Genomic DNA, 19853 nt, shown 5'->3' with positions numbered 1-19853 from the left:
GAGATATGTAGTTAAAAGTATACGTGTTAGCGTACCAGTAGCTATAAAAGCTAAATTCTATATTAAACGGTGCCATTACAATGCTAGATCTAAAGCAACTTCATTATTTTATAACTGTGGCAGAATTAGAACATGTCGGCAAAGCCGCAGAAGTGCTGTTCATATCTCAGTCCCCATTAAGCAGACAAATATCTCAATTAGAAGATAGACTTGGCTTAATATTATTCGAAAGAAAAGCAAAGCGAATAATTCTGACAACAGACGGACATACTTTCCTTAAAGAGGCAAAAGCTCTTTTAACACATGCTACTCGTTTAGAGTCACTAGGAAAACGGTTGGGAAAAGGTGAAGAGGGTGGACTATGTATCGGGTACGTTAATAGCGCAATGTTCTCAAATATATTGCCGTCTAAGCTTCGAGAGTTAAGAAAAACGAAACCGAAAATTCATACAGCTTTATACCACTTGAAAAGTGACAAGCAATTCGAAGGGTTGATTCAAAGAAGTCTTGATATTGCAATTGTAGATGAGCTGTTAGAAAAACATACCACTATTAAATTTTCAAAAATTTATGAAGATCCAATGGTACTTGTTGTTGCTGACGACCATCATTTTACCAAAAAAGAAACTATTACCGAGGTAGATCTAAGCGAGGAGCTTTGGCTGACAGTAAAAGGTCCGTACAAAAAAGGCTTTATCAATGAGTGCGCTAAGAAAGGGTTTTCTCCTAATATCTTGATCGAAGTAGATGATCCTGTCAGTGCCCTTGGCTTGGTTGCTGCTGGCAATGGGATTACAATGATTCAGGAGAGCTTGAAACAACAACTACCAAAGAATGTAGTAACTATTAAACTCAATGCACTAAATTTCTCTATTACTCTATGGGTCGCTTGGCATGCTGAAATACTGAGACCGATAGTAAGAGAATTTAGAGAGCAACTAATGAGTTAGCTATACCGTACAACCTTAGCCTTCAACTATTGAAACATTAAAAACCCCAATACAAGATGAATGTACTGGGGTTAGTGATTTCTTAGACGAAATTATTGCTTAACTCCTTTAGACCGTCTGAATATATAGTAGTAAACAGTTCAATCACATCAGAATCTTTTACGCTGTCGTCAGCCATGAATGAACCAAACCACGTTACTTGGCAGCTTTTATCATCTATAGCTTTTACACTTATAGTTGAAAGGTAGCTACTCACTGGAAATGGCGCGTTAATAATTGAATAGCTGTAAAACGTTTTATCTTCGCTAAAGCCTTCTAACCTTTCAATGATTTTATCACCTTTATGGCTTTGCAATGTTCGAACTCTACCACCTTCAGAAAGCTTACTTTCCCGAATGAACGGTAACCAATCTGGCAGGCTATTAAATCCACCAATTAGCTCCCATACATCGTTAGAGGGAGCTATTATTACAGTTTGAGCTTGAGCTTTTAGCATGTCGTTTTCCCTACTTAGTTGGTGTTGGAGCGAGTTCAGAAATAACACCCTCACGCTTTAATTCAAGCCATAGTTCATGAGGCACTTTTTCTTCTAAGGCTGAGATATCTTCAGCAATTCTAGAAGGTTTACTTGCACCAGGAATAACTGAGCTAACCGCATCATTGGCTAATACAAACTGGAGTGCTACAGCTTTAATACTGACCGAAAATTTCTCGCAAACTGCTTTTATTTTAGCTACTTTGTTAACAATATGAGTAGGAGCTTTTTGATATTCGAAATTAGACCCCCCTGCTAAAATGCCGGAGCTATATGGACCTCCGACAATAATATCAACTTTTTGTGCTGCGGCTTTAGGCATCAGACGTTGTAGTGCCAATTCATGATCTAACAGTGTATATCTTCCTGCTAGTAAAAATGCATCAGGTTTATCTTCTTCAAGATTTAAAGCAAGTTCAATTGGTTCAACTTTATTTACACCTAAACCCCAAGATTTAATAACACCTTCTTTTTTTAAATCAGCTAATACTTTAAATGCCCCATTTCTGGCCTCTTCAAATTTAGCTAACCAATTGTCGCCATAAAAGTCTTGTGCAATATCATGTACATAGACAATATCTAAGCTGTCTGTGTCTAATCGTTTTAAGCTATCTTCAATAGATCTTAAAGTTGCACTAGCAGTATAATCATTAACAACTCTATTCTTCCTTCCATGCTCAAATAAAGCGCCTTTTTCACCGAATTCTTGAGACTCAACCTCCTCATCGAGGATAATACGACCAACCTTTGAACTTAATGTATATTCATCACGATTATAGTTTTTAAGCACTTGTCCCAATCTTATTTCTGCTAAACCAGCGCCATAAAATGGTGCTGTATCGAAATAACGGATACCCTGATTCCAAGCTTCTGTTATAGTGGCTAATGCCTCTTCCTCCGGTATATTTCTAAACATATTGCCTAAAGGAGCAGTTCCAAAACCTAACTTTTGATTTTCTAACAATTTACTTTTCATACTTAAACCTAATTTATTACTAAGAAGTAGGGCGATCATACAGCTCCCCAATTTGGTGTCTAAGACTTAATTGGCGCTAGTTGAGTCCTTACTTGCATTAATTAAATAGGGTCCATAGGAAAGTAGAGATGATCAGACGACGGACTAATATATTTTGTAGGATCCCTATTTACCGTAGATAGTGTAAATTAAGACTTGCTCTTTTATTCCACCTAACCAGAACTTAGGTTATACAGTTTATTTTACTATTTCGAACTTTCGACCTGTGAGCATATGTTCAGGATCTAATGCATTTGGGTTGTATGATGAGCTTTTGATTACCTCATAAATTTCAATATCTTTAATGTCTTGTTTAAAAGGATTTTTTGATTTTAGTTTTTCCTTATCATTAAAAAATCAAACTTGTCATAAGCAGTAATAAAATGTTTATTTTCAAGATACTCATTACAACTTAGTGCTAATTTTAAAGCCTCCAACAGTAGATGTTTAAGAGCTCGATTCTCACCTCGACATGCAGCAAACAACGCTATTGTGGTATTTTTACTTTCAAGCTTAGGAGGTACATCAAATGGCATTTTCTTAGCTAACCCCATCAAATATTGGCGAAAGTACTTGCTGTCATTTTTTAGGCTAAAGTATTCAAGTTTTCTTTTTCTAACTAAGCGAGAAGCCCATTGAGGTTCTTCAGCTATTTTTGCAGCCCAAGGCATACCAACCAGTACTATTGGCACTTTGGCTTCTTCACTAATAAACTTTAACCCATTTGCAATTTGTTGTCGTTCTTGTACGCTTTTAAACTCTATTAACTCCTGAAACTCATTAATGATGAGTAGCTCTACTTGAGCTTTAATTATGTCAAACTATGGTTGTATTATGTCAAACTATGGTTGCAGCGACACTTTAACCTTTAACCTAAACCATCGCGGCTTTTACATATACATCAAAGCGGTTCTTTTTAGTTTTGATTTGCATGCTTGGAGTTTTATCATTTAAAAATGGTGCGTAATCGGGGCGTTTAACCACCACACGCTTGCTGGCAAGGGGGTAGGCAAACTCGAGTAAATCATCGGCGTCGGTATCGCCACCTACTAATTCTTGGAATACGCGCATTTCTTTTTTAACCAATGCTGATTTTTCACGGTGCGGAAACATAGGATCTAAGTACACTACATCGGGCATGCTGTCACATTGAGCAAGTAAGGTATGGCTTGAGCCAAATATTAAGCTCATATTTTGCTGCATCCATGGGCCAATTTCACTATCGTTATAAGCACGTTGTAAACCGTCATATAACAGCGCGGCAACCACGGGGTGGCGCTCATGCAAAATCACTTTACAGCCTAGCGAAGCTAAAACAAAACCATCACGTCCAAGCCCTGCGGTTGCATCGAGTACCACTGGCGTTGCGCCCTTATTAAGGCCAACCGCTTTAGCAATTGATTGCCCTTTACCACCACCAAATTTACGCCTATGTGCAACGGCACCAGTTACAAAGTCTACGTTAATTGCACCTAGTTTAGGCTCATCAGTTTTATATAGGCTTAGCCCTTTATCATCGTAATGCAAACTAAAGCCACGGCTTTGCTCCGCCCATTGAGCAAGCCCAAAGCGTGTTTCTAACTCATTCAAATATGGCCGACACTCTTTAAACGCACACTGTATAATCACTTCACACTCCGATGATAAATTTCACCGCTATTATACCCAAACAGCAGCAATATACGAAGTTCGCAAGGTGTATAGTTTAAAACAACTCAATATCGTTATTTTCACTCTCAGATTCTGGCTGCGCTTGTTGTTTACTTAGTTGTGTTTGAGTAATTAAGTCATCACGCTGTTGAGTAGTTGTTTTTAGTTGGTGCTTGATAAACGCTAAATCATTCGTGGTTGCAACCAGCTGCTGTGATGTATGGCTAAGCTGAGTTATTTGCTCATTGAGCTGCGAAGCTGGTAAGTCATTTTGTGTTTGCATTAACGATTGGAGTTGCTCGAGCTGATCTGTAAGCTGGCTAATCGCATTCGTTTGCATGGCATTTTGATTTTTAAGCTGGGCAACAATATCTTTAAAAACAAGGGTTAGCTCATTGTCGCGCATTAGTCGATATTGGTGCTGCTGTATAGTAACTACTTTTTCGTTAGTTACTTCTAAAATATGCGGAAATAAATCTTTATAGCGACCATACAGTGATGGCGTATCTATTGGCATATTTTTAATTAACAGTGAAATATTAGGGTAATTAATAATAGTACTATGACCAATATCAACAAAGCGCTCTGCATTTTTATGCTGCATGAGTAGCTCTTGCTCTAATGGGCATACGCCCGTCTCTTGGCTATAAAACACTCCCTGGTTATTTTGCCAAAAAACGACCACAACATTGAGGTGTAATGGCGCAAAAAAGCCTAAAAAGTATTCACTTAATAGTTCTAAATTATCAGCATGGTAGCTTTGACAAACAAAGCGCATAATGCGTCCCATGTCACCGGTTTCAATCATCGCCATTTCAGCTGTTTTATTGGCCTTTGCTATATCATACTGCAGTGCTGCGCATTGCTTGCGGTACTGGTAAAGAATTTTAATGCGTGCCATCAGCTCCTGTGCGTTAAAAGGCTTTAAAATGTAGTCAGCCCCGCCAACACTAAACCCTTTAATACGTTCGGCCTGCCCCACTTTGGATGATAAAAACATTACCGGAATGTCTGTTGTGGCTTTATTTTGTTTAATACTTTGGCAGACCTCATAACCAGACATTCCTGGCATTTCAACATCAAGCAAAATAATATCAGGGTTATATTTATTTGCTTGTCTTATGCCATCTTCACCATTTTTGGCATGGAGCACTTTACAAAACCCAGCTAAAGACTCTTCAATAATATGGTGCATTAATTTATCGTCATCAATTGCCAGTATTAACTTTGCCATGCGTTAGTCCCTTTTAGTACTTTGTTCAAAGCATAGTACGCTATGTTGAAACTACTAAAATTTATTCAAAATATTCTTTAACAACACTGTGTTTTAGGCAATAAAAAAGCGCCACTGGGGCGCTTTTGTAATTATATTTTAATCCGCAAAGGTCAACAGACCCTAAGCGGCAATGCCACTGTGGCGTAGTAGTGCGTCTACACTTGGCTCACGACCACGGAAGTTTTTAAACAATGTCATCGGCTCTTCGCTGCCGCCTTTTTCAAGAATGTGCTGCATAAACGCTTGGCCTGTTTGTGGATTAAAAATCCCCTCTTCTTCAAATTTAGAATAGGCATCTGCCGAAAGTACTTCAGCCCATTTGTACGAGTAATAACCTGCACTATAACCGCCCGCAAAAATATGACTAAAGCCATGCTGAAAACGATTAAACGCTGGCGGCTTAATGACTGAGGTACGACTGCGTACATCATCAAGCACAGCTTGAATGTTACATGGTTTGTCTGCCACGTAATCGTGGTGGATTTTAAAATCAAATAACGAGAACTCAAGTTGTCTTAACATTTGCATACCTGAGTTATAATTTTTAGCCGCAAGTAGTTTATCAAGCAACTCTTTTGGTAGTGGCTCACCGGTTTCGAAGTGACCTGAGATAAAGCTAAGCGCTTCTTCCTCGTAACACCAGTTTTCTAAAAACTGGCTTGGCAACTCAACAGCATCCCACGCTACCCCATTAATACCGGCAACGGGGGCTGCATCTACTTGGGTAAGCATATGATGAATACCGTGACCAAACTCATGAAACAGTGTGGTTACTTCATTATGGGTAAATAACGCCGGCTTATCGCCAATCGCTTTATTAAAATTACACACCAGGTAAGCAACTGGTGTTTGAAGTTCACCATTAGCGCGCACTTTACGACCCATACAGTCATCCATCCACGCACCACCACGCTTGTGATCACGCGCATACAAATCTAAGTAAAAACGACCACGTAAAGTGTTATTGCTATCGTAAATTTCAAAAAAGCGTACATCTTTATGGTAGCTATCAAAATCAGCGACTTCTTTTACAGTAATACCAAATAGGCGATTAACCGTTTCAAATAAGCCACTGAGTACTTTATTTGCTGGGAAGTACGGGCGAAGAACTTCATCTGAAATCGCGTACTTTTCTTGCTTTAGTTTTTCACTATAATAACCAAAATCCCACGCCTGCAGTTCACTAATACCATGCTTTTGCTCTGCATATTGTTGCAGCTCTTTAAGTTCTTGCTCTGCTTGTGGTTTAGACTTAGCGGCTAAGTCTTCTAAAAATGAGAATACCTGCGCGGGTGATTCTGCCATTTTTGTAGCCAACGATTTTTCAGCGTAGTTATTAAAGCCAAGTAATTGTGCTAACTCATGACGCAGTGCCAACTCTTCACTCATGATCGCAGAGTTATCAAACTCTCCCGCATTAGGGCCTTGATCGGATGCACGGGTAGAAAACGCGGTGTATGTTTCTTTGCGAAGTTCACGATTATCTGCATAGGTCATAATCGGCAAATATGAAGGGAAATCTAGGGTAAATACCCAGCCGTCTAAGTCTTTACTTTTTGCCGTATCGGCCGCTAATGCAAGCGCTGATTCTGGTAAACCAGCCAATTGGCTTTCATCGGTAATATGCTTATGCCATGCAAGCGTGGCATCCATCACATTATTACCAAATTTTGAGGCAAGCTCTGATAAACGCGCACTAATTTCACCGTAGCGTTTTTGTTGCTCAGGATTTAACGCAATACCTGAAAGCTTAAAGTCACGTAATGCGTTAGTAATGGTTTTTTGCTGGGCAGTAGTGAGTGTTTTAAATTCGTCACTGTTATAAAGTGCGTTGTAAGCCTCATACAAACCTTGGTGCTGACCAACAAAAGTAGAGTATTCAGAAATAAGCGGTAAACATTGCTCGTAGGCTTCGCGAAGTTCATCATTGTTCATTACTGAGTTCAAATGCGATACCGGTGAAAACAATCGCGATAGTTTATCGTCAGCTTCTTCAAGGGGTAATACTAAATCTTCCCATGTGTATGATTGCTTTGCTAATACATCATTAATTGCACTGCGACAGTGCTCAATACCTTTTTTTAGTGCCGGGACAACATGCTCTGGCTTTATTTTTGAAAAAGGCGGTAAACCTTCAAGCCCGATTAGGGGATTAGTATGTGCATTGGTCATAGTGATTCTCGGTTTATGCAAAATATAAAAATTTAAGTTGGGGCAAAATACGTAAATACAAGGGCAAACCTGCTTTACTAGTTAACGAGTGCGTATCTGTAAATGATCACCTAGCAGCTTGATCTGAAATAGCATATCTTTCGTTTGATGAAGGATGTTTGATAGATTTTAGCAGCCCCGAACAAGTGACTTGCTCATCGCATATGCTATCATCGGCACAGAAAAGTTAAATTAATATTTAGAGGATTAAACATGGCTCAGCATTTTGATTACATTGCAATTGGTGGCGGTAGTGGTGGTATTGCATCAGCTAACCGTGCAGCAATGCGTGGCGCAAAAGTAGCATTAATTGAAGCTAAACACATGGGTGGCACCTGCGTAAACGTAGGGTGTGTTCCTAAAAAAGTAATGTGGCATGGCGCTCAAGTTGCTGAAGCAATTAATCTTTATGCTCCTGATTACGGTTTTGATGTTGAAGTTAAAGGCTTTGACTGGTCAAAGCTAGTAGAAAGCCGTGAAGCCTATATTGGCCGCATTCACAAAGGCTATGATAATGGTTTAGCTAAAAATGGCGTAACTGTGATCAAAGGCTTTGCAAAATTTGTGGATAGTAAAACCGTTGAAGTAAATGGTGAGCATTACACTGCTGATCACATTTTAGTTGCTGTAGGCGGACGCCCTACTATTCCTAACATTCCAGGTGCTGAACACGGTATTGATTCAAACGGCTTTTTTGAGCTGAACGAACAACCTAAGCGTGTTGCCGTTGTTGGTGCCGGTTACATTGCCGTAGAAATTGCAGGTGTGCTACACAGCCTAGGGACACAAACCCATTTATTTGTTCGTAAGAGCAAGCCGCTGCGCACCTTTGACCCATACATTATCGACACACTGGTTGATATTATGGCAAAAGAAGGCCCTACTCTGCACACTGAGTGTTCGCCAAAAGAGGTGGTAAAAGAGGCTGATGGCAGCTTAACTATTCATTTTGAAAACGGTTACAGCGAAAATGTTGATCAGGTTATTTGGGCGATTGGTCGTACACCTACAACCGATAAAATTAACCTTGCTGCAGCAGGCGTAGAAGTAAACGAAAGCGGCTATGTAAAAGTAGATGAATACCAAAACACCACGGCTAAAAATGTATACGCTGTGGGTGATATTATCGAAAATGGTATTGAGCTTACACCAGTTGCTGTAAAAGCGGGTCGTACTCTATCGGAGCGTTTATTTAATAAAGAATTGCCGAACGATTTAAAAATGGACTACAGCCTAGTACCAACCGTGGTATTTAGCCATCCACCTATCGGCACCATTGGCTTAACTGAACAAGAGGCGATTTCTCAGTACGGCGAAGAAAATGTAAAAGTATATAAATCAAGCTTTGCGGCTATGTACACCGCAGTTACTCAGCATCGCCAAGCATGTAACATGATGCTTGTGTGTGCAGGCGATGATGAAAAAGTTGTGGGCTTACACGGTATCGGTTTCACCGTTGATGAAATGATTCAGGGCTTTGCTGTCGCCATGAAAATGGGCGCGACTAAAGCCGATTTTGATGCGGTTGTAGCACTTCACCCGACGGGTTCGGAAGAGTTTGTTACCATGAGATAAGCTCGAGGTTCGAGAAAATAAAAAAACCTTGCGGTTAACATCGCAAGGTTTTTTTATTTTAAATGACCAACTTTACGCGGGGTAAACCCGCTGCTAGGTAATTTCAACTCGTAGCCCGTAGCCCGTTGCTCGTAGCCCGTCGCCCGCTAACCTTCGTATTTTAAGCTAAATGCTCTCGGGCTAAATATTCTAACGATTGCATTTCTTGCAGGCGACTAATACAGCGTTTAAATTCAAAGTTTAAATTGCCTTGTGTGTACAGCTCAGTAATGGGTTTTTCTGCAGAGATAATTAAGGTAACGTTACGCTCATAAAACTCATCTACCAACGCAATAAAACGCCTTGCTGCATCATCATTATTTTGTCCAAGCTGTTTTACGTTTGATAAAATCACCGTGTTATATAATCGGCTTATTTCCATGTAATCCACTTGGCTACGCGCGGTTTCACACAGTTCGCTAAATTCAAACATAACGATGCAATCAGACACCTTGCGGGTTTTGATCATCCGCCCTTCTATTTCAATTGGGGTGTCTACTTTACCGGCCTCAGGGGAGAGCTTATCAAAGTATTCAAATAGGTTTTTATCAGCTTGATCATCAAGCGGGCTGTGAAAAATTTCTGCTTGTTCCAGTGTACGTAACCGGTAATCAACACCGGAATCTACATTAACTATTTCAGTATGCTTATTCACTAAGGCAATAGCCGGTAAAAAACGAGCGCGTTGTAAGCCATTACGGTATAAATCATCAGGTATAATATTAGAGGTTGCAACTAACACAATACCACGTGCAAATAGCGCTTCCATTAAACCACCGAGCAGCATGGCATCGGTAATGTCTTGTACAAAAAACTCATCAAAACAAATTATGTCTGTTTCTGCTTTAAAAATATCGGCAACTGTTTCTAATGGGTTTGCTGTGTTGTTTAACTTTTTAAGCTCGTCGTGTACTCGGTGCATAAAACGGTGAAAATGCACTCGCATTTTTCTATCGCCCGGCAAAGCTTCGTAAAAAGTATCAACTAGGTAAGTTTTACCTCGGCCTACGCCACCCCAAAAGTACAATCCTTTTATAGGTGCGGGTTCAGCTTTATTAAAAAGCTTTGCAAAAAAGCCTTTAGATTGTGGTTTTGCTTGTGTTAAATCGTCGTATAAACGCTGTAAATGACGAACTGCATTTTCTTGTGCTGCGTCATGTACAAAGTCATCGCGTTGAAGGTCTTGCTGGTATGTTTGCCAAGGAGTCATATCTATTTACAGTTAAAACACAGTTTAATTTGTAAAGCATATTAACACGCATCAATACTCAGGGTATATTAGACTTAGTATGAATTATTATTGAACTAAATTTTTTTAGTTATTTTCGCATAGAGGTGAATTTATGGGTACATTTACATGGGTAGGTTTAGTGATAGTGGTTGCTATTGCTGCATTTTTCGTTGGTGCCTTTGTCACTAAAAAACAATTTAAACAAGATGAGTTAGAGCAACAAGCAGAGCAAGCTAAGCATTCGCTTGAGCAGTATCGTCAAGATGTTGCCGACCATTTAGCGAACACTGGTAAGTTAGTAAACAAAATGAAAGAAAACTACGACCAGTTATTAAGCCATGTTGAAGAAACCAATCAACTATTACTTGAAGACAGAAATAAAGCCCCTGCTGAACCGTTTTTCTCTAAAGAAACCACAGAGCAATTACAAGCGTCATTAAAAGAGCGTAGTTCGGATCGCTCAAACGCCGATGCTCAACCAGCTGATTATGTGTCGGGTAAATCAGGATTATTTGCTGGTGATGTGAATACTTCTAAAGCATCTTGATGAACTTTTTTTTGACCCCATAGTCTTTAGATATAACAGCTTTGTTGTTTTATCTTATTGATATACTTTTTTGAGGCTGCTTATTGCAGCCTTTTGCTTTTTAAGTGGAGTAAACCCTGACTATGAAAATGAAATTATCACTTATCAGTGCTGCTATTTTATCTACTAGCTTATTACTAAGTCCAGCCGCTTCGTTTGCTAAATTGCCGGTTGCCGTTAATGGTCAACAATTACCAACACTTGCCCCTATGCTTGAGCAAATTACCCCAGGTGTAGTGAGTATTCAGGTTTCAGGCTCTAAAGAGGTTCGCCGACGCGGTGACCCGCTCGATTTCTTTTTTGGCAACCCGCAGCCACGTAGCCAAAAGCGCCAGTTTAGTGGTTTAGGCTCAGGAGTTATTATTGATGCTGACAAAGGTTATGTCGTTACTAACAACCATGTAGTGCAAGACGCTGAAAAAATGGTGGTCACCCTTGAAGATGGCCGCGAATATGAAGCAACAAAAATTGGTAGCGATAAAGAGTCTGATATTGCGCTACTACAAATAGACGCAGATGAATTAACCGCAGTAAAGCTAGCTAACTCAGATGACTTACGTGTCGGTGATTTTGCCGTCGCAATTGGTAACCCTTTTGGTTTAAGCCACACGGTTACCTCAGGTATTGTTAGCGCATTAGGCCGCAGTGGCTTAAATATTGAGGGTTACGAAGATTTCATTCAAACCGATGCCGCGATAAACCAAGGTAACTCAGGTGGGGCTTTAGTTAATTTAAACGGTGAGCTGATTGGTATTAATACCGCTATTTTAGGTGCATCAGGCGGAAATGTGGGGATTGGCTTTGCTATTCCGTCAAATATGATGAAAAACCTAATTGATCAAATTGTAGAGCATGGTGAAGTACGCCGTGGTTCGTTAGGTATTTCAGGCCGCCCTCTTGATGCAGGCCTTGCTAAAGCACAGCAGCTTGATGTTAAACAAGGGGCTTATGTTATGCAGGTAATGGATGACACCGCAGCCAGCAAAGCCGGTATTAAAGCAGGCGATGTGATTATTAGTATTAATGGTAGTGAAATTAGTGGCTTCCATGAACTACGCAGTAAAATTGCCACCTTAGGTGAGGGTCGTGAAGTACAGTTGGGGATTTACCGTGACGGTAAAGTTAAAAATGTGGAAGTAACCCTAGATGGTGCATCAGGCATTACCGCTGCGGGCGAAGAGTTACACCCAGCATTCCAAGGTGCAACGCTTGAAAACGTGAAGAAGAACAAAATGAAAGGGATTGAGGTGACCTCTGTAGACCCTCGTTCGCCATCAGCACGGGTTGGCCTTGAAGAAGGCGATGTTATTGTGCAAGTAAACCGTCAACGAGTAGAAAGCATTCGCGACATGAACAAAATTATCGAAGATATTCAAGGTAATATTGTGTTAGGTGTGAAACGCGGACGTGAATCTATTTTTGTATTAATTCAGTAATAATACAATAAAAGTAACAGCGGCACTTGCCGCTGTTATTTTTTTTGTGCCATCATAAAGGGATTGCTCACTAACAATAAGAATACCGTGCTAAAACTTCTAAAATTTGTACTTCCTCCTCTATTTGCCGGTTTAGGCATTGCTTTTTTAGTGGTTTTTTTTAGCCCTAACATGCGCACTGCATTGCTACCTAACGTGCCGCTACCCAGTGCAATGACTGCAAGTCATTTGAGCTTTTCTGACGCAGTTAAGCGCGCAGCGCCATCGGTTGTCACCATTTTTTCAGAAAGCATTTCTAAAGAGCCACGCTATAAACGCCAAAATACGGTGCAAGAGCTTGGTTCTGGGGTGATCATGTCACCTGACGGTTATATTTTGACTAATTACCATGTGATCAATAATGCCGATCAAATACTGGTTATTCTTACTGACGGCAGACGTTTTTTTGATGTGCAACTCATTGGCTTTGATACTATTACCGACTTAGCATTATTAAAAATAAATGCCAATCACCTGCCTGTTATACCCGTTAACGATAACTACAGTTCGAGTGTAGGCGATTTAGTATTAGCCATCGGAAACCCACTTAACTTAGGGCAAACCATTACTCAGGGGATCATTAGCGCCACCGGTAAGCAAAAAATTACCGACAGTCCTTACAATAACTTACTGCAAATGGACGCTGCTATTAACGTAGGTAACTCTGGTGGTGCACTGGTAAATTCTAATGGCGATTTAGTAGGGATCACCTCTGCCCAGTTTAAAACCCGTGAAAACTTAAATATACAAGGGATCTTTTTTGCGGTGCCTTACACCTTGGTAAAAGAGGTAATGGGTAAGCTTATACGCCATGGTCGTGTTGTACGCGGCTATTTGGGCTTTGAAGGCACAGCGGTAGACAGTACAGGCAAAGAGGTCAATGATAGCTTAACGCCTGTTGCAGGCATGCGTATTACCAACCTAGACCCTTTAGGTCCTGCATGGCAGGCGGGTATAGAAGAGCAAGATATTGTGATTAAAATTGCTGGGCTTTCAGTGGCTAATCCACAAAATGTATTGAAAAAAATAGGCAGTACCGAACCGGGGAAAGAAATTGAATTTGAGCTTTACCGTAACGGTGAAATACAAAAAATAATGGTGAAAGTAGCAGAGCTCGAAACCAAGCTATAAAGCGCTTATTTATACTTTGGCATTAGACATAAAAAACGCGATAGATCATCGCGTTTTTTATGTAACCTGAACTCTGGTTAAGAGATTTACTAACGTATTGAATCAAAAAATGATATTTATGTTTATTTTTCTCTAGCCAGAGATTTCCAGTGAAAACAAGGCGAAATTACGCGTCAATAGCTAGCCTATTGCAAGTAAATTCAACGCAGTTAGCGCTGAAAATAGCTGCTTGAGATAGATTTATTATCCAGAGTTCAGGTTACGTATTAGTATAACTAATTGCTTTTGCGTTTGATGTTAGCACCTAGCGCACTGAGTTTATCTTCAATACGCTGATAGCCTCTATCTACATGATAAATACGATCAACAACCGTTTCGCCTTGAGCCACAATCCCCGTTAGAATAAGACTTGCCGATGCGCGTAAATCGGTTGCCATAACCTGCGCACCCGATAAGCTTTTTGTTTCACCACAAAAGGCCGTATTGCCTTCTAAGCGAATATTAGCGCCCATACGTTGAAGCTCAGGCACATGCATAAAACGATTTTCAAAAATAGTTTCGGTAATCGTCGCACTACCATTAGCCACCACATTTAATGCGGTAAACTGCGCTTGCATATCGGTCGGAAAACCAGGATGAGGCATAGTTTTAATATTCACCGCTTTAAGCTCTCGGCCTCGCATGTCTAGGTAAATACTGTCATCGAGCACTTCTAATAATGCATTGGTTGCACGTAGTTTTTCTATTACTGGCTCTAACGAATGGAAGTCGGTCATTTTACACAGAACTTCACCGCCAGCCATCGCTGCAGCCACTAAAAAGGTACCCGTTTCAATGCGATCCGGTAATATGCGGTGTTCACAACCTGATAAACGCTCAACCCCTTCAATCTCAATACGGCTTGAGCCCGCACCAGTGATTTTAGCACCCATAGCAATTAAGCAATTGGCTAAATCGATAATTTCTGGCTCGCGCGCAGCATTTTCTAATACTGTTTTACCCTCGGCGAGCGTTGCCGCCATGAGTAAGTTTTCAGTGGCACCTACGCTGATCATTTCCATGAAAACTTCAGCGCCTTTTAAGCGACCATCTACTTTGGCATTAATATAACCGTTTTCAACGGTTATTTGAGCGCCCATACGCTCTAAGCCTTGAATATGAATATCAACCGGGCGCGCACCAATAGCACAGCCACCAGGTAAGGATACTTGTGCCTCACCAAATCGAGCGACTAAAGGGCCAAGTGCAAGCACTGACGCACGCATTTGCTTTACTAAGTCATAAGGCGCTAACGTGCTATTTACCGTTGCACCATCAATAATGAGTGAATCGCCCTGCCATTGAACATCAGCGCCTAACGTTTTTAATAAGGCTTCGGTTGTAATGATATCGCGAAGATGTGGTACGTTAGTAAAAGTACTTTTGCCATCAGCTAATAAAGCTGCAAATAGAATCGGAAGAGCTGCGTTTTTAGCGCCAGAAATAGTTACTTCACCAGCCAGTGAAGTGCCACCTTGAATTACAAATTGATCCATCTAAGGGGCCTTATTTATTGCGGTAAAATGAATTTTTGCTCACGTTTCCACTCTGTCGGAGTAAAAGCGCGGATAGAAACAGCATGAATGGTACCGTCTGAAATAGTGTTCATTAATGGCCCATATACTAGCTGTTGCTTTTTAACACGACTTAATCCGTCAAAGCATTCACCGACAGCGATTACTTCATAATGACTGCCATTGGCTTTTACATGTACTTCAGCTAACTGAAGTTCGTCGCGTAATAATGTTTCGACTTGACTCGTTTCCATAACTCTCACTCAAATAGGGTTGTAACCTGGCCTAACTGCATAAGGTTTTGCAGTTGTTCAGGTGGGTTTTGCAATTCAAGGCGAATGCCTTGTTGCTTAAATTCTGTAAAAGAGTGAATTAACCAAGCTAAGCCGGCTGTGTCAACCCTTGTCACCTCACTTAGGTCAAAATAAAGGGTTTTATGCTCAGTTTGTCGCTTAGTGTTCAGAAGCCGTTCATTGCCAATTGAATTATGAGTCAATTCACCACTGACTCGTAGATGCTGTTCATCGACTTGGCTGATTGCCAATTTAGTCATTTGTGTCACTGCCTCTAAACTGAACCGGTAACTTACTTTTTTGCTCTAACAGGTCGCTAACGTGGTCAATACCTTGTTGGCGTAAAATGCCCTGAAGCTCACTTTGTTTTGCATCAAGTAAGCTAATGCCTTCAGCAATCATATCGTAAGCGCGCCATTCGCCACTTCTATCTTCACGTACTTTAAAATCAATTTTAATATCAGGCTTACCGGCTTCTACAATTTTGGTTTTTACCACCACCACATCTTTGCCTTTAAAAGGCTGCTCGGCAGCAAATTCAACTTGTTGATTAGTATACTGGGTAAAAACGCCAGCATAAGTGGCAACAAGGTACTCTCTAAACGCGCCAATAAAACGCTGAATATCTTCAATTGCTTTTGCTTTTTCTGCTTTGTTGGTAATGGCGCGTACCTTAGATACTTCGCTACCTAACACTCTCAGTGCAGCATATTTGTAGTCAATGTAGGGCATCAGTTCTTCTTCAACGATGACCCGTAAATGCTCTTTGTTAGTGGTTATTAACGGCTGGTCTTTGGTAATACGCTCAAAGGTATTATCAGCAACCTGACGTACCATTTTATTAGGATCAGTCAATTTCACTTCACCGGCATGTACACTTTGTACTAGCGTGACAGTTACTAATGCGATACTTGCTAAAAATGTTTTCAACATAATAATTACTCACTACCTTGGTTGAATAAAAACTGGCCTATTAATTCTTCTAGTACCAATGCTGACTTGGTATCTGTAATAGAATCGCCGTTGGCTAATGCTTTACTTTGAACACCAAATAAATCGTCAATGGCTTGATCTTGTTCGCTGTTCGCTACATCTTCGCCTAAACATCGCTGTTTAGCTGAATCTGATGCGATAACGGGGTTAATTCCTAAATATTGTTCACCTAAAATACCCGAGGTTAAAATTGAGATAGAACTAGTGTCTGAAAAACGACACAAATACTGCGCATCAATGCTCATATTTACTACTGGTAAAAACTCTTGTGGATGCACATAAATTGACTCTACACGACCAATAACAACGCCGCCCACCTTAATGGGTGCACGTGTTTTTAATGATCCTATATTTTCAAACTTGGCGTTCAATGTGTAGGTTTCACCTGAGCCGCTAATACCCGAATTAGCCACTTTGAGCGCCAGCATTGAAAATGCCAAAATGCCCAATGCTACAAAAAAACCAACTAAAATTTCTAATTTCCGTGAATTCATTATTTAATACCCTATTAGCTGGTAAACATTACCGCTGTCAAAATAAAGTCAAAACCTAATACCGCTAGTGATGAGTGCACCACTGTCTCTGTTGTTGCCTTGCTGATCCCCTCTGATGTGGGAACACAGTCATACCCTTTGTAAAGCGCAATCCAGGTAACAACAATCGCAAATACGATACTTTTAATTAAACCGTTTAGTATGTCTTTTTCAAACGACACCTGAGATTGCATAATTGACCAGAAACTTCCCGTATCAACGCCTAGCCAATCAACCCCCACTAAATGAGCACCAATAATAGCTACAGCAGAAAAAATAAGTGCCAACATTGGCATACTAATCAAACCAGCCCAAAACCGCGGCGCTATAATTCGTCTAAGCGGGTCAATGGCCATCATCTCAAGCGACGATAATTGCTCGGTGGCTTTCATTAAGCCGATTTCAGCAGTCAACGCACTACCAGCCCTGCCTGCAAATAATAACGCAGTAACTACCGGTCCAAGCTCACGTAACAAGCTAAGTGCCACTAAAGGGCCTAGGCTGTCTTCAGCGCCATAATCAACTAAAACGGTATAACCTTGCAGCGCTAGAACCATGCCGATAAATAATCCCGACACAACAATAATCAACAGCGATTGTGAACCAACCATGTAAAGTTGGCGCACGAGTAAAGGTGTGCCTTTTTTAAAATTGGGTACATGCCATAACGCACTTGCCAGCATTTGGGTTGAACGCCCCAGTGCAGCAAATCGGCCCAGCGTTTTGTGGCCTATTTTTTGTAGTAAATCCAACATTACTGCTGCTCTCCTAACAGTTCATCTGCATAGGTTTGTGCTGGATAATGAAATGGCACTGGACCATCTGATAACCCTTTTAAAAACTGTTGAACAAGTGGTGATTCGTGCTCTCGCATCTGCTCTGGTGTACCACTGCCAATAACGCCTTGATCAGCAATAATAATAACGTGGTCGGCAATACTCATTACTTCAGTCACATCGTGCGTGACAATTAAAGAAGATAAGCCAAGTACTTCGTTTAAAGATTTGATCAGCTTAACTAAAACCCCCATTGAAATAGGGTCTTGTCCTGCAAAAGGCTCATCATACATAATAAGTTCAGGATCAAGCGCTATAGAGCGAGCCAAAGCTGCACGACGTGCCATACCGCCAGATAACTCTGAAGGCATTAAATCTTTAGCACCACGTAAGCCAACAGCTTGTAATTTCATTAATACCACTAAACGGATTAAATCTTCACTGAGTTGCGTGTGCTCTCGAATGGGGAATGCAATGTTATCGAACACCGACATATCAGTAAATAAGGCACCGCTTTGAAATAACATACTCATGCGTTTACGTGCCGCGTAGAGTTCTTTGCGCGACATAGCGACAATGCTGTCGTTTTTAAATAAAATATCACCGGAGTCTGGTTTAAGCTGGCCACCTATTAGGCGTAGCATCGTGGTTTTGCCAATTCCGCTTGGCCCCATAATGGCAGTAATTTTACCCTCAGGTACGTCAAAGCTCATATTTTTATATATGACCCTATCGCCTCTAGAAAAGGTAACATCCTTGACTTCAACTATTGATTGCGACAAGTCGCTCTCCATAACAATACTCTCTCATATTTCTATTTTAAGGGTTTTTTAACCAATATGGAAAAAACAATTCGTAAGATTTTGTAATAGTGTCGCAAAAACAGTTATAAGATTGATTCAAGCAGCCTTAACTTTGGCTTAAAATTTCATATAAAAAGCGCCAAAGAATACTTAAAATAACCGCCTAATGTATTACACCTTATTCTTTTATTTATACTTTTATGGTGGCTTTTGTTACTATTCGCGCTATCTGAATTTACATTAATTGGCTTATCACAATGGTTACCTCGTTTGTCATTTTAATTCTTGGTTTTGCGGCTCTCGTATGGAGTGCAGACAGGTTTGTTTATGGTGCAGCAGCACTGGCTAAAAACTTTGGCGTGCCAACGCTAATTGTAGGTTTAACCGTGGTAGCTATGGGCTCTTCTGCGCCTGAAATGATGGTATCGGCTTCAGCAGCTTTGGCAAATAAAACCGATACTGCCGTGGGTAATGCAGTTGGTTCAAACATCACTAACATCTTATTAGTTTTAGGTATTACCGCCCTTTTAAGACCCTTATCAGTATCTTCAAGTACGTTAAAACGTGAAATTCCACTGGTACTGCTGGTCTCCATTGCAACTTGGTATATTTTTTCAGATAACTATTTTTCATTTTTTGAAGGTGCAGCCTTATTATCTGGCTTTGTTGTTTTTATTGGCGGACTTATTTTTGTCTCACTGCGAGCTAAAAACCAAGACGATCCGTTTGTGAGCGAAGCCTGTGACGAAGTACCTGACAACGTACCAACCAAAAAAGCTGTTTTTTGGCTGGTAGTGGGTATGATTTTACTGCCGGTTAGTTCACACTTTTTAGTTGGCTCAGCCGTTGATATCGCAAAATATTTTGGCTTAAGTGACTTAGTGATTGGTTTGACCATTATTGCTATAGGCACCAGCTTACCTGAACTTGCAGCTTCAATTGCAGGTGTGCTTAAAAATGAAGATGACTTAGCGCTGGGTAACATAGTTGGTTCGAATATTTTTAATATTTTAGCGGTATTACCGCTGGCAGGATTAATTAATCCATCGGTTATCGATACTTCGGTAGCTAACCGTGATGTTATTATTATGATTGGCGCAACCTTGGCGCTAATTGCTATGTCATTGAACTTTAGAGGTCAAAGACGTATCAATAGAATAGAAGGTGGCTTGCTCATCGTCGCATTTATGATTTACCAAGGTTATATTTTTAGTCAAGTAGGATAGCC

The 19853-nt window shown here is 40.5% G+C and carries 20 protein-coding genes; 6 read left to right on the top strand and 14 right to left on the bottom strand.

Annotated elements, in window-relative coordinates; translation table 11 throughout:
- Nucleotides 1-80 precede the first annotated feature (80 nt).
- Nucleotides 81-950 carry a LysR family transcriptional regulator gene (locus PISS_RS02235; RefSeq protein ID WP_016899538.1) on the top strand — a complete coding sequence of 290 codons (870 nt, stop codon included), beginning with the start codon at nt 81-83 and terminating at the stop codon, nt 948-950.
- Nucleotides 951-1032: 82 nt separating this feature from the next.
- Here the strand turns inward: PISS_RS02235 and PISS_RS02230 are convergent, their stop codons facing one another.
- From PISS_RS02230 to prlC, 6 genes are all read right to left on the bottom strand, one after another.
- Nucleotides 1033-1446, bottom strand: coding sequence for an SRPBCC family protein (locus PISS_RS02230; protein ID WP_058154126.1), 414 nt, complete (start codon nt 1444-1446; stop codon nt 1033-1035).
- A 10-nt stretch (nt 1447-1456) separates the two neighbouring features.
- A complete protein-coding gene (locus PISS_RS02225; protein WP_016900269.1) occupies nt 1457-2500 on the bottom strand; it encodes an aldo/keto reductase in 1044 nt (347 codons plus the stop codon).
- A gap of 332 nt (nt 2501-2832) precedes the next feature.
- Nucleotides 2833-3264, bottom strand: coding sequence for a TniB family NTP-binding protein (locus PISS_RS02220; protein ID WP_232311353.1), 432 nt, complete (start codon nt 3262-3264; stop codon nt 2833-2835).
- Nucleotides 3265-3373: 109 nt separating this feature from the next.
- Nucleotides 3374-4129: a class I SAM-dependent methyltransferase gene (locus PISS_RS02215; protein WP_058154124.1), complete on the bottom strand. Its 756-nt coding sequence runs from the start codon at nt 4127-4129 to the stop codon at nt 3374-3376.
- Nucleotides 4130-4205: 76 nt separating this feature from the next.
- Nucleotides 4206-5384, bottom strand: coding sequence for a response regulator (locus PISS_RS02210; protein ID WP_058154123.1), 1179 nt, complete (start codon nt 5382-5384; stop codon nt 4206-4208).
- A gap of 162 nt (nt 5385-5546) precedes the next feature.
- On the bottom strand, nt 5547-7598 hold the full coding sequence (gene prlC / locus PISS_RS02205; protein WP_058154122.1) for an oligopeptidase A: 2052 nt from the start codon (nt 7596-7598) through the stop codon (nt 5547-5549).
- 252 nt (nt 7599-7850) lie between these two features.
- Between prlC and gorA the strand changes: the two genes are divergently transcribed.
- Nucleotides 7851-9212 carry a glutathione-disulfide reductase gene (gene gorA / locus PISS_RS02200; RefSeq protein ID WP_013463995.1) on the top strand — a complete coding sequence of 454 codons (1362 nt, stop codon included), beginning with the start codon at nt 7851-7853 and terminating at the stop codon, nt 9210-9212.
- Between the two features lie 160 nt (nt 9213-9372).
- On the opposite strand, the gene zapE is transcribed toward gorA, so the two are convergent.
- The gene (gene zapE, locus PISS_RS02195; protein ID WP_013463994.1) at nt 9373-10461 is read right to left on the bottom strand and encodes a cell division protein ZapE; all 1089 of its coding nucleotides are present in this window, start codon (nt 10459-10461) and stop codon (nt 9373-9375) included.
- A gap of 133 nt (nt 10462-10594) precedes the next feature.
- Between zapE and PISS_RS02190 the strand changes: the two genes are divergently transcribed.
- The 3 genes from PISS_RS02190 to PISS_RS02180 all read left to right on the top strand — a co-directional run bounded on the left by PISS_RS02190 (nt 10595) and on the right by PISS_RS02180 (nt 13674).
- Nucleotides 10595-11029, top strand: a complete 435-nt coding sequence (locus tag PISS_RS02190; protein ID WP_008115546.1) for a Z-ring associated ZapG family protein — start codon at nt 10595-10597, stop codon at nt 11027-11029.
- A gap of 122 nt (nt 11030-11151) precedes the next feature.
- Entirely contained in the window at nt 11152-12504 is a 1353-nt protein-coding gene (locus tag PISS_RS02185; protein WP_058154121.1) for a Do family serine endopeptidase, read from the top strand.
- An 87-nt stretch (nt 12505-12591) separates the two neighbouring features.
- Nucleotides 12592-13674, top strand: coding sequence for a trypsin-like peptidase domain-containing protein (locus PISS_RS02180; RefSeq protein ID WP_058154120.1), 1083 nt, complete (start codon nt 12592-12594; stop codon nt 13672-13674).
- A 275-nt stretch (nt 13675-13949) separates the two neighbouring features.
- Here the strand turns inward: PISS_RS02180 and murA are convergent, their stop codons facing one another.
- From murA to PISS_RS02145, 7 genes are read right to left on the bottom strand one after another with little or no spacing between them, the layout of a single operon-like run.
- Nucleotides 13950-15209 carry a UDP-N-acetylglucosamine 1-carboxyvinyltransferase gene (gene murA / locus PISS_RS02175; protein WP_058154119.1) on the bottom strand — a complete coding sequence of 420 codons (1260 nt, stop codon included), beginning with the start codon at nt 15207-15209 and terminating at the stop codon, nt 13950-13952.
- A gap of 14 nt (nt 15210-15223) precedes the next feature.
- Entirely contained in the window at nt 15224-15481 is a 258-nt protein-coding gene (locus tag PISS_RS02170) for a BolA family protein (RefSeq protein ID WP_007378312.1), read from the bottom strand.
- A 5-nt stretch (nt 15482-15486) separates the two neighbouring features.
- Entirely contained in the window at nt 15487-15780 is a 294-nt protein-coding gene (locus PISS_RS02165; RefSeq protein WP_008465119.1) for an STAS domain-containing protein, read from the bottom strand.
- Nucleotides 15773-16453 (bottom strand): MlaC/ttg2D family ABC transporter substrate-binding protein, encoded by a 681-nt coding sequence (locus tag PISS_RS02160; RefSeq protein ID WP_013463991.1) that lies wholly within the window; start codon nt 16451-16453, stop codon nt 15773-15775. The genes PISS_RS02165 and PISS_RS02160 overlap by 8 nt, the downstream gene beginning before the upstream one ends.
- Before the next feature lie 5 nt (nt 16454-16458).
- The gene (mlaD, locus tag PISS_RS02155) at nt 16459-17007 is read right to left on the bottom strand and encodes an outer membrane lipid asymmetry maintenance protein MlaD (protein ID WP_013463990.1); all 549 of its coding nucleotides are present in this window, start codon (nt 17005-17007) and stop codon (nt 16459-16461) included.
- A 14-nt stretch (nt 17008-17021) separates the two neighbouring features.
- Entirely contained in the window at nt 17022-17801 is a 780-nt protein-coding gene (gene mlaE / locus PISS_RS02150; RefSeq protein WP_013463989.1) for a lipid asymmetry maintenance ABC transporter permease subunit MlaE, read from the bottom strand.
- The gene (locus PISS_RS02145) at nt 17801-18616 is read right to left on the bottom strand and encodes an ATP-binding cassette domain-containing protein (RefSeq protein WP_013463988.1); all 816 of its coding nucleotides are present in this window, start codon (nt 18614-18616) and stop codon (nt 17801-17803) included. Before PISS_RS02145 ends, mlaE begins: the two co-directional genes overlap by 1 nt.
- Before the next feature lie 266 nt (nt 18617-18882).
- On the opposite strand from PISS_RS02145, the gene PISS_RS02140 reads away from it, so the two are divergent.
- Nucleotides 18883-19851, top strand: a complete 969-nt coding sequence (locus PISS_RS02140) for a calcium/sodium antiporter (protein WP_013463987.1) — start codon at nt 18883-18885, stop codon at nt 19849-19851.
- The last annotated feature ends 2 nt before the right edge of the window (nt 19852-19853 follow it).

Source organism: Pseudoalteromonas issachenkonii, from assembly GCF_002310795.1.
Taxonomy (GTDB): domain Bacteria; phylum Pseudomonadota; class Gammaproteobacteria; order Enterobacterales; family Alteromonadaceae; genus Pseudoalteromonas; species Pseudoalteromonas tetraodonis.
The sequence above is the reverse complement of the archived record's forward strand: the minus strand, read 5'-3'. Positions and strand labels throughout refer to the sequence as shown.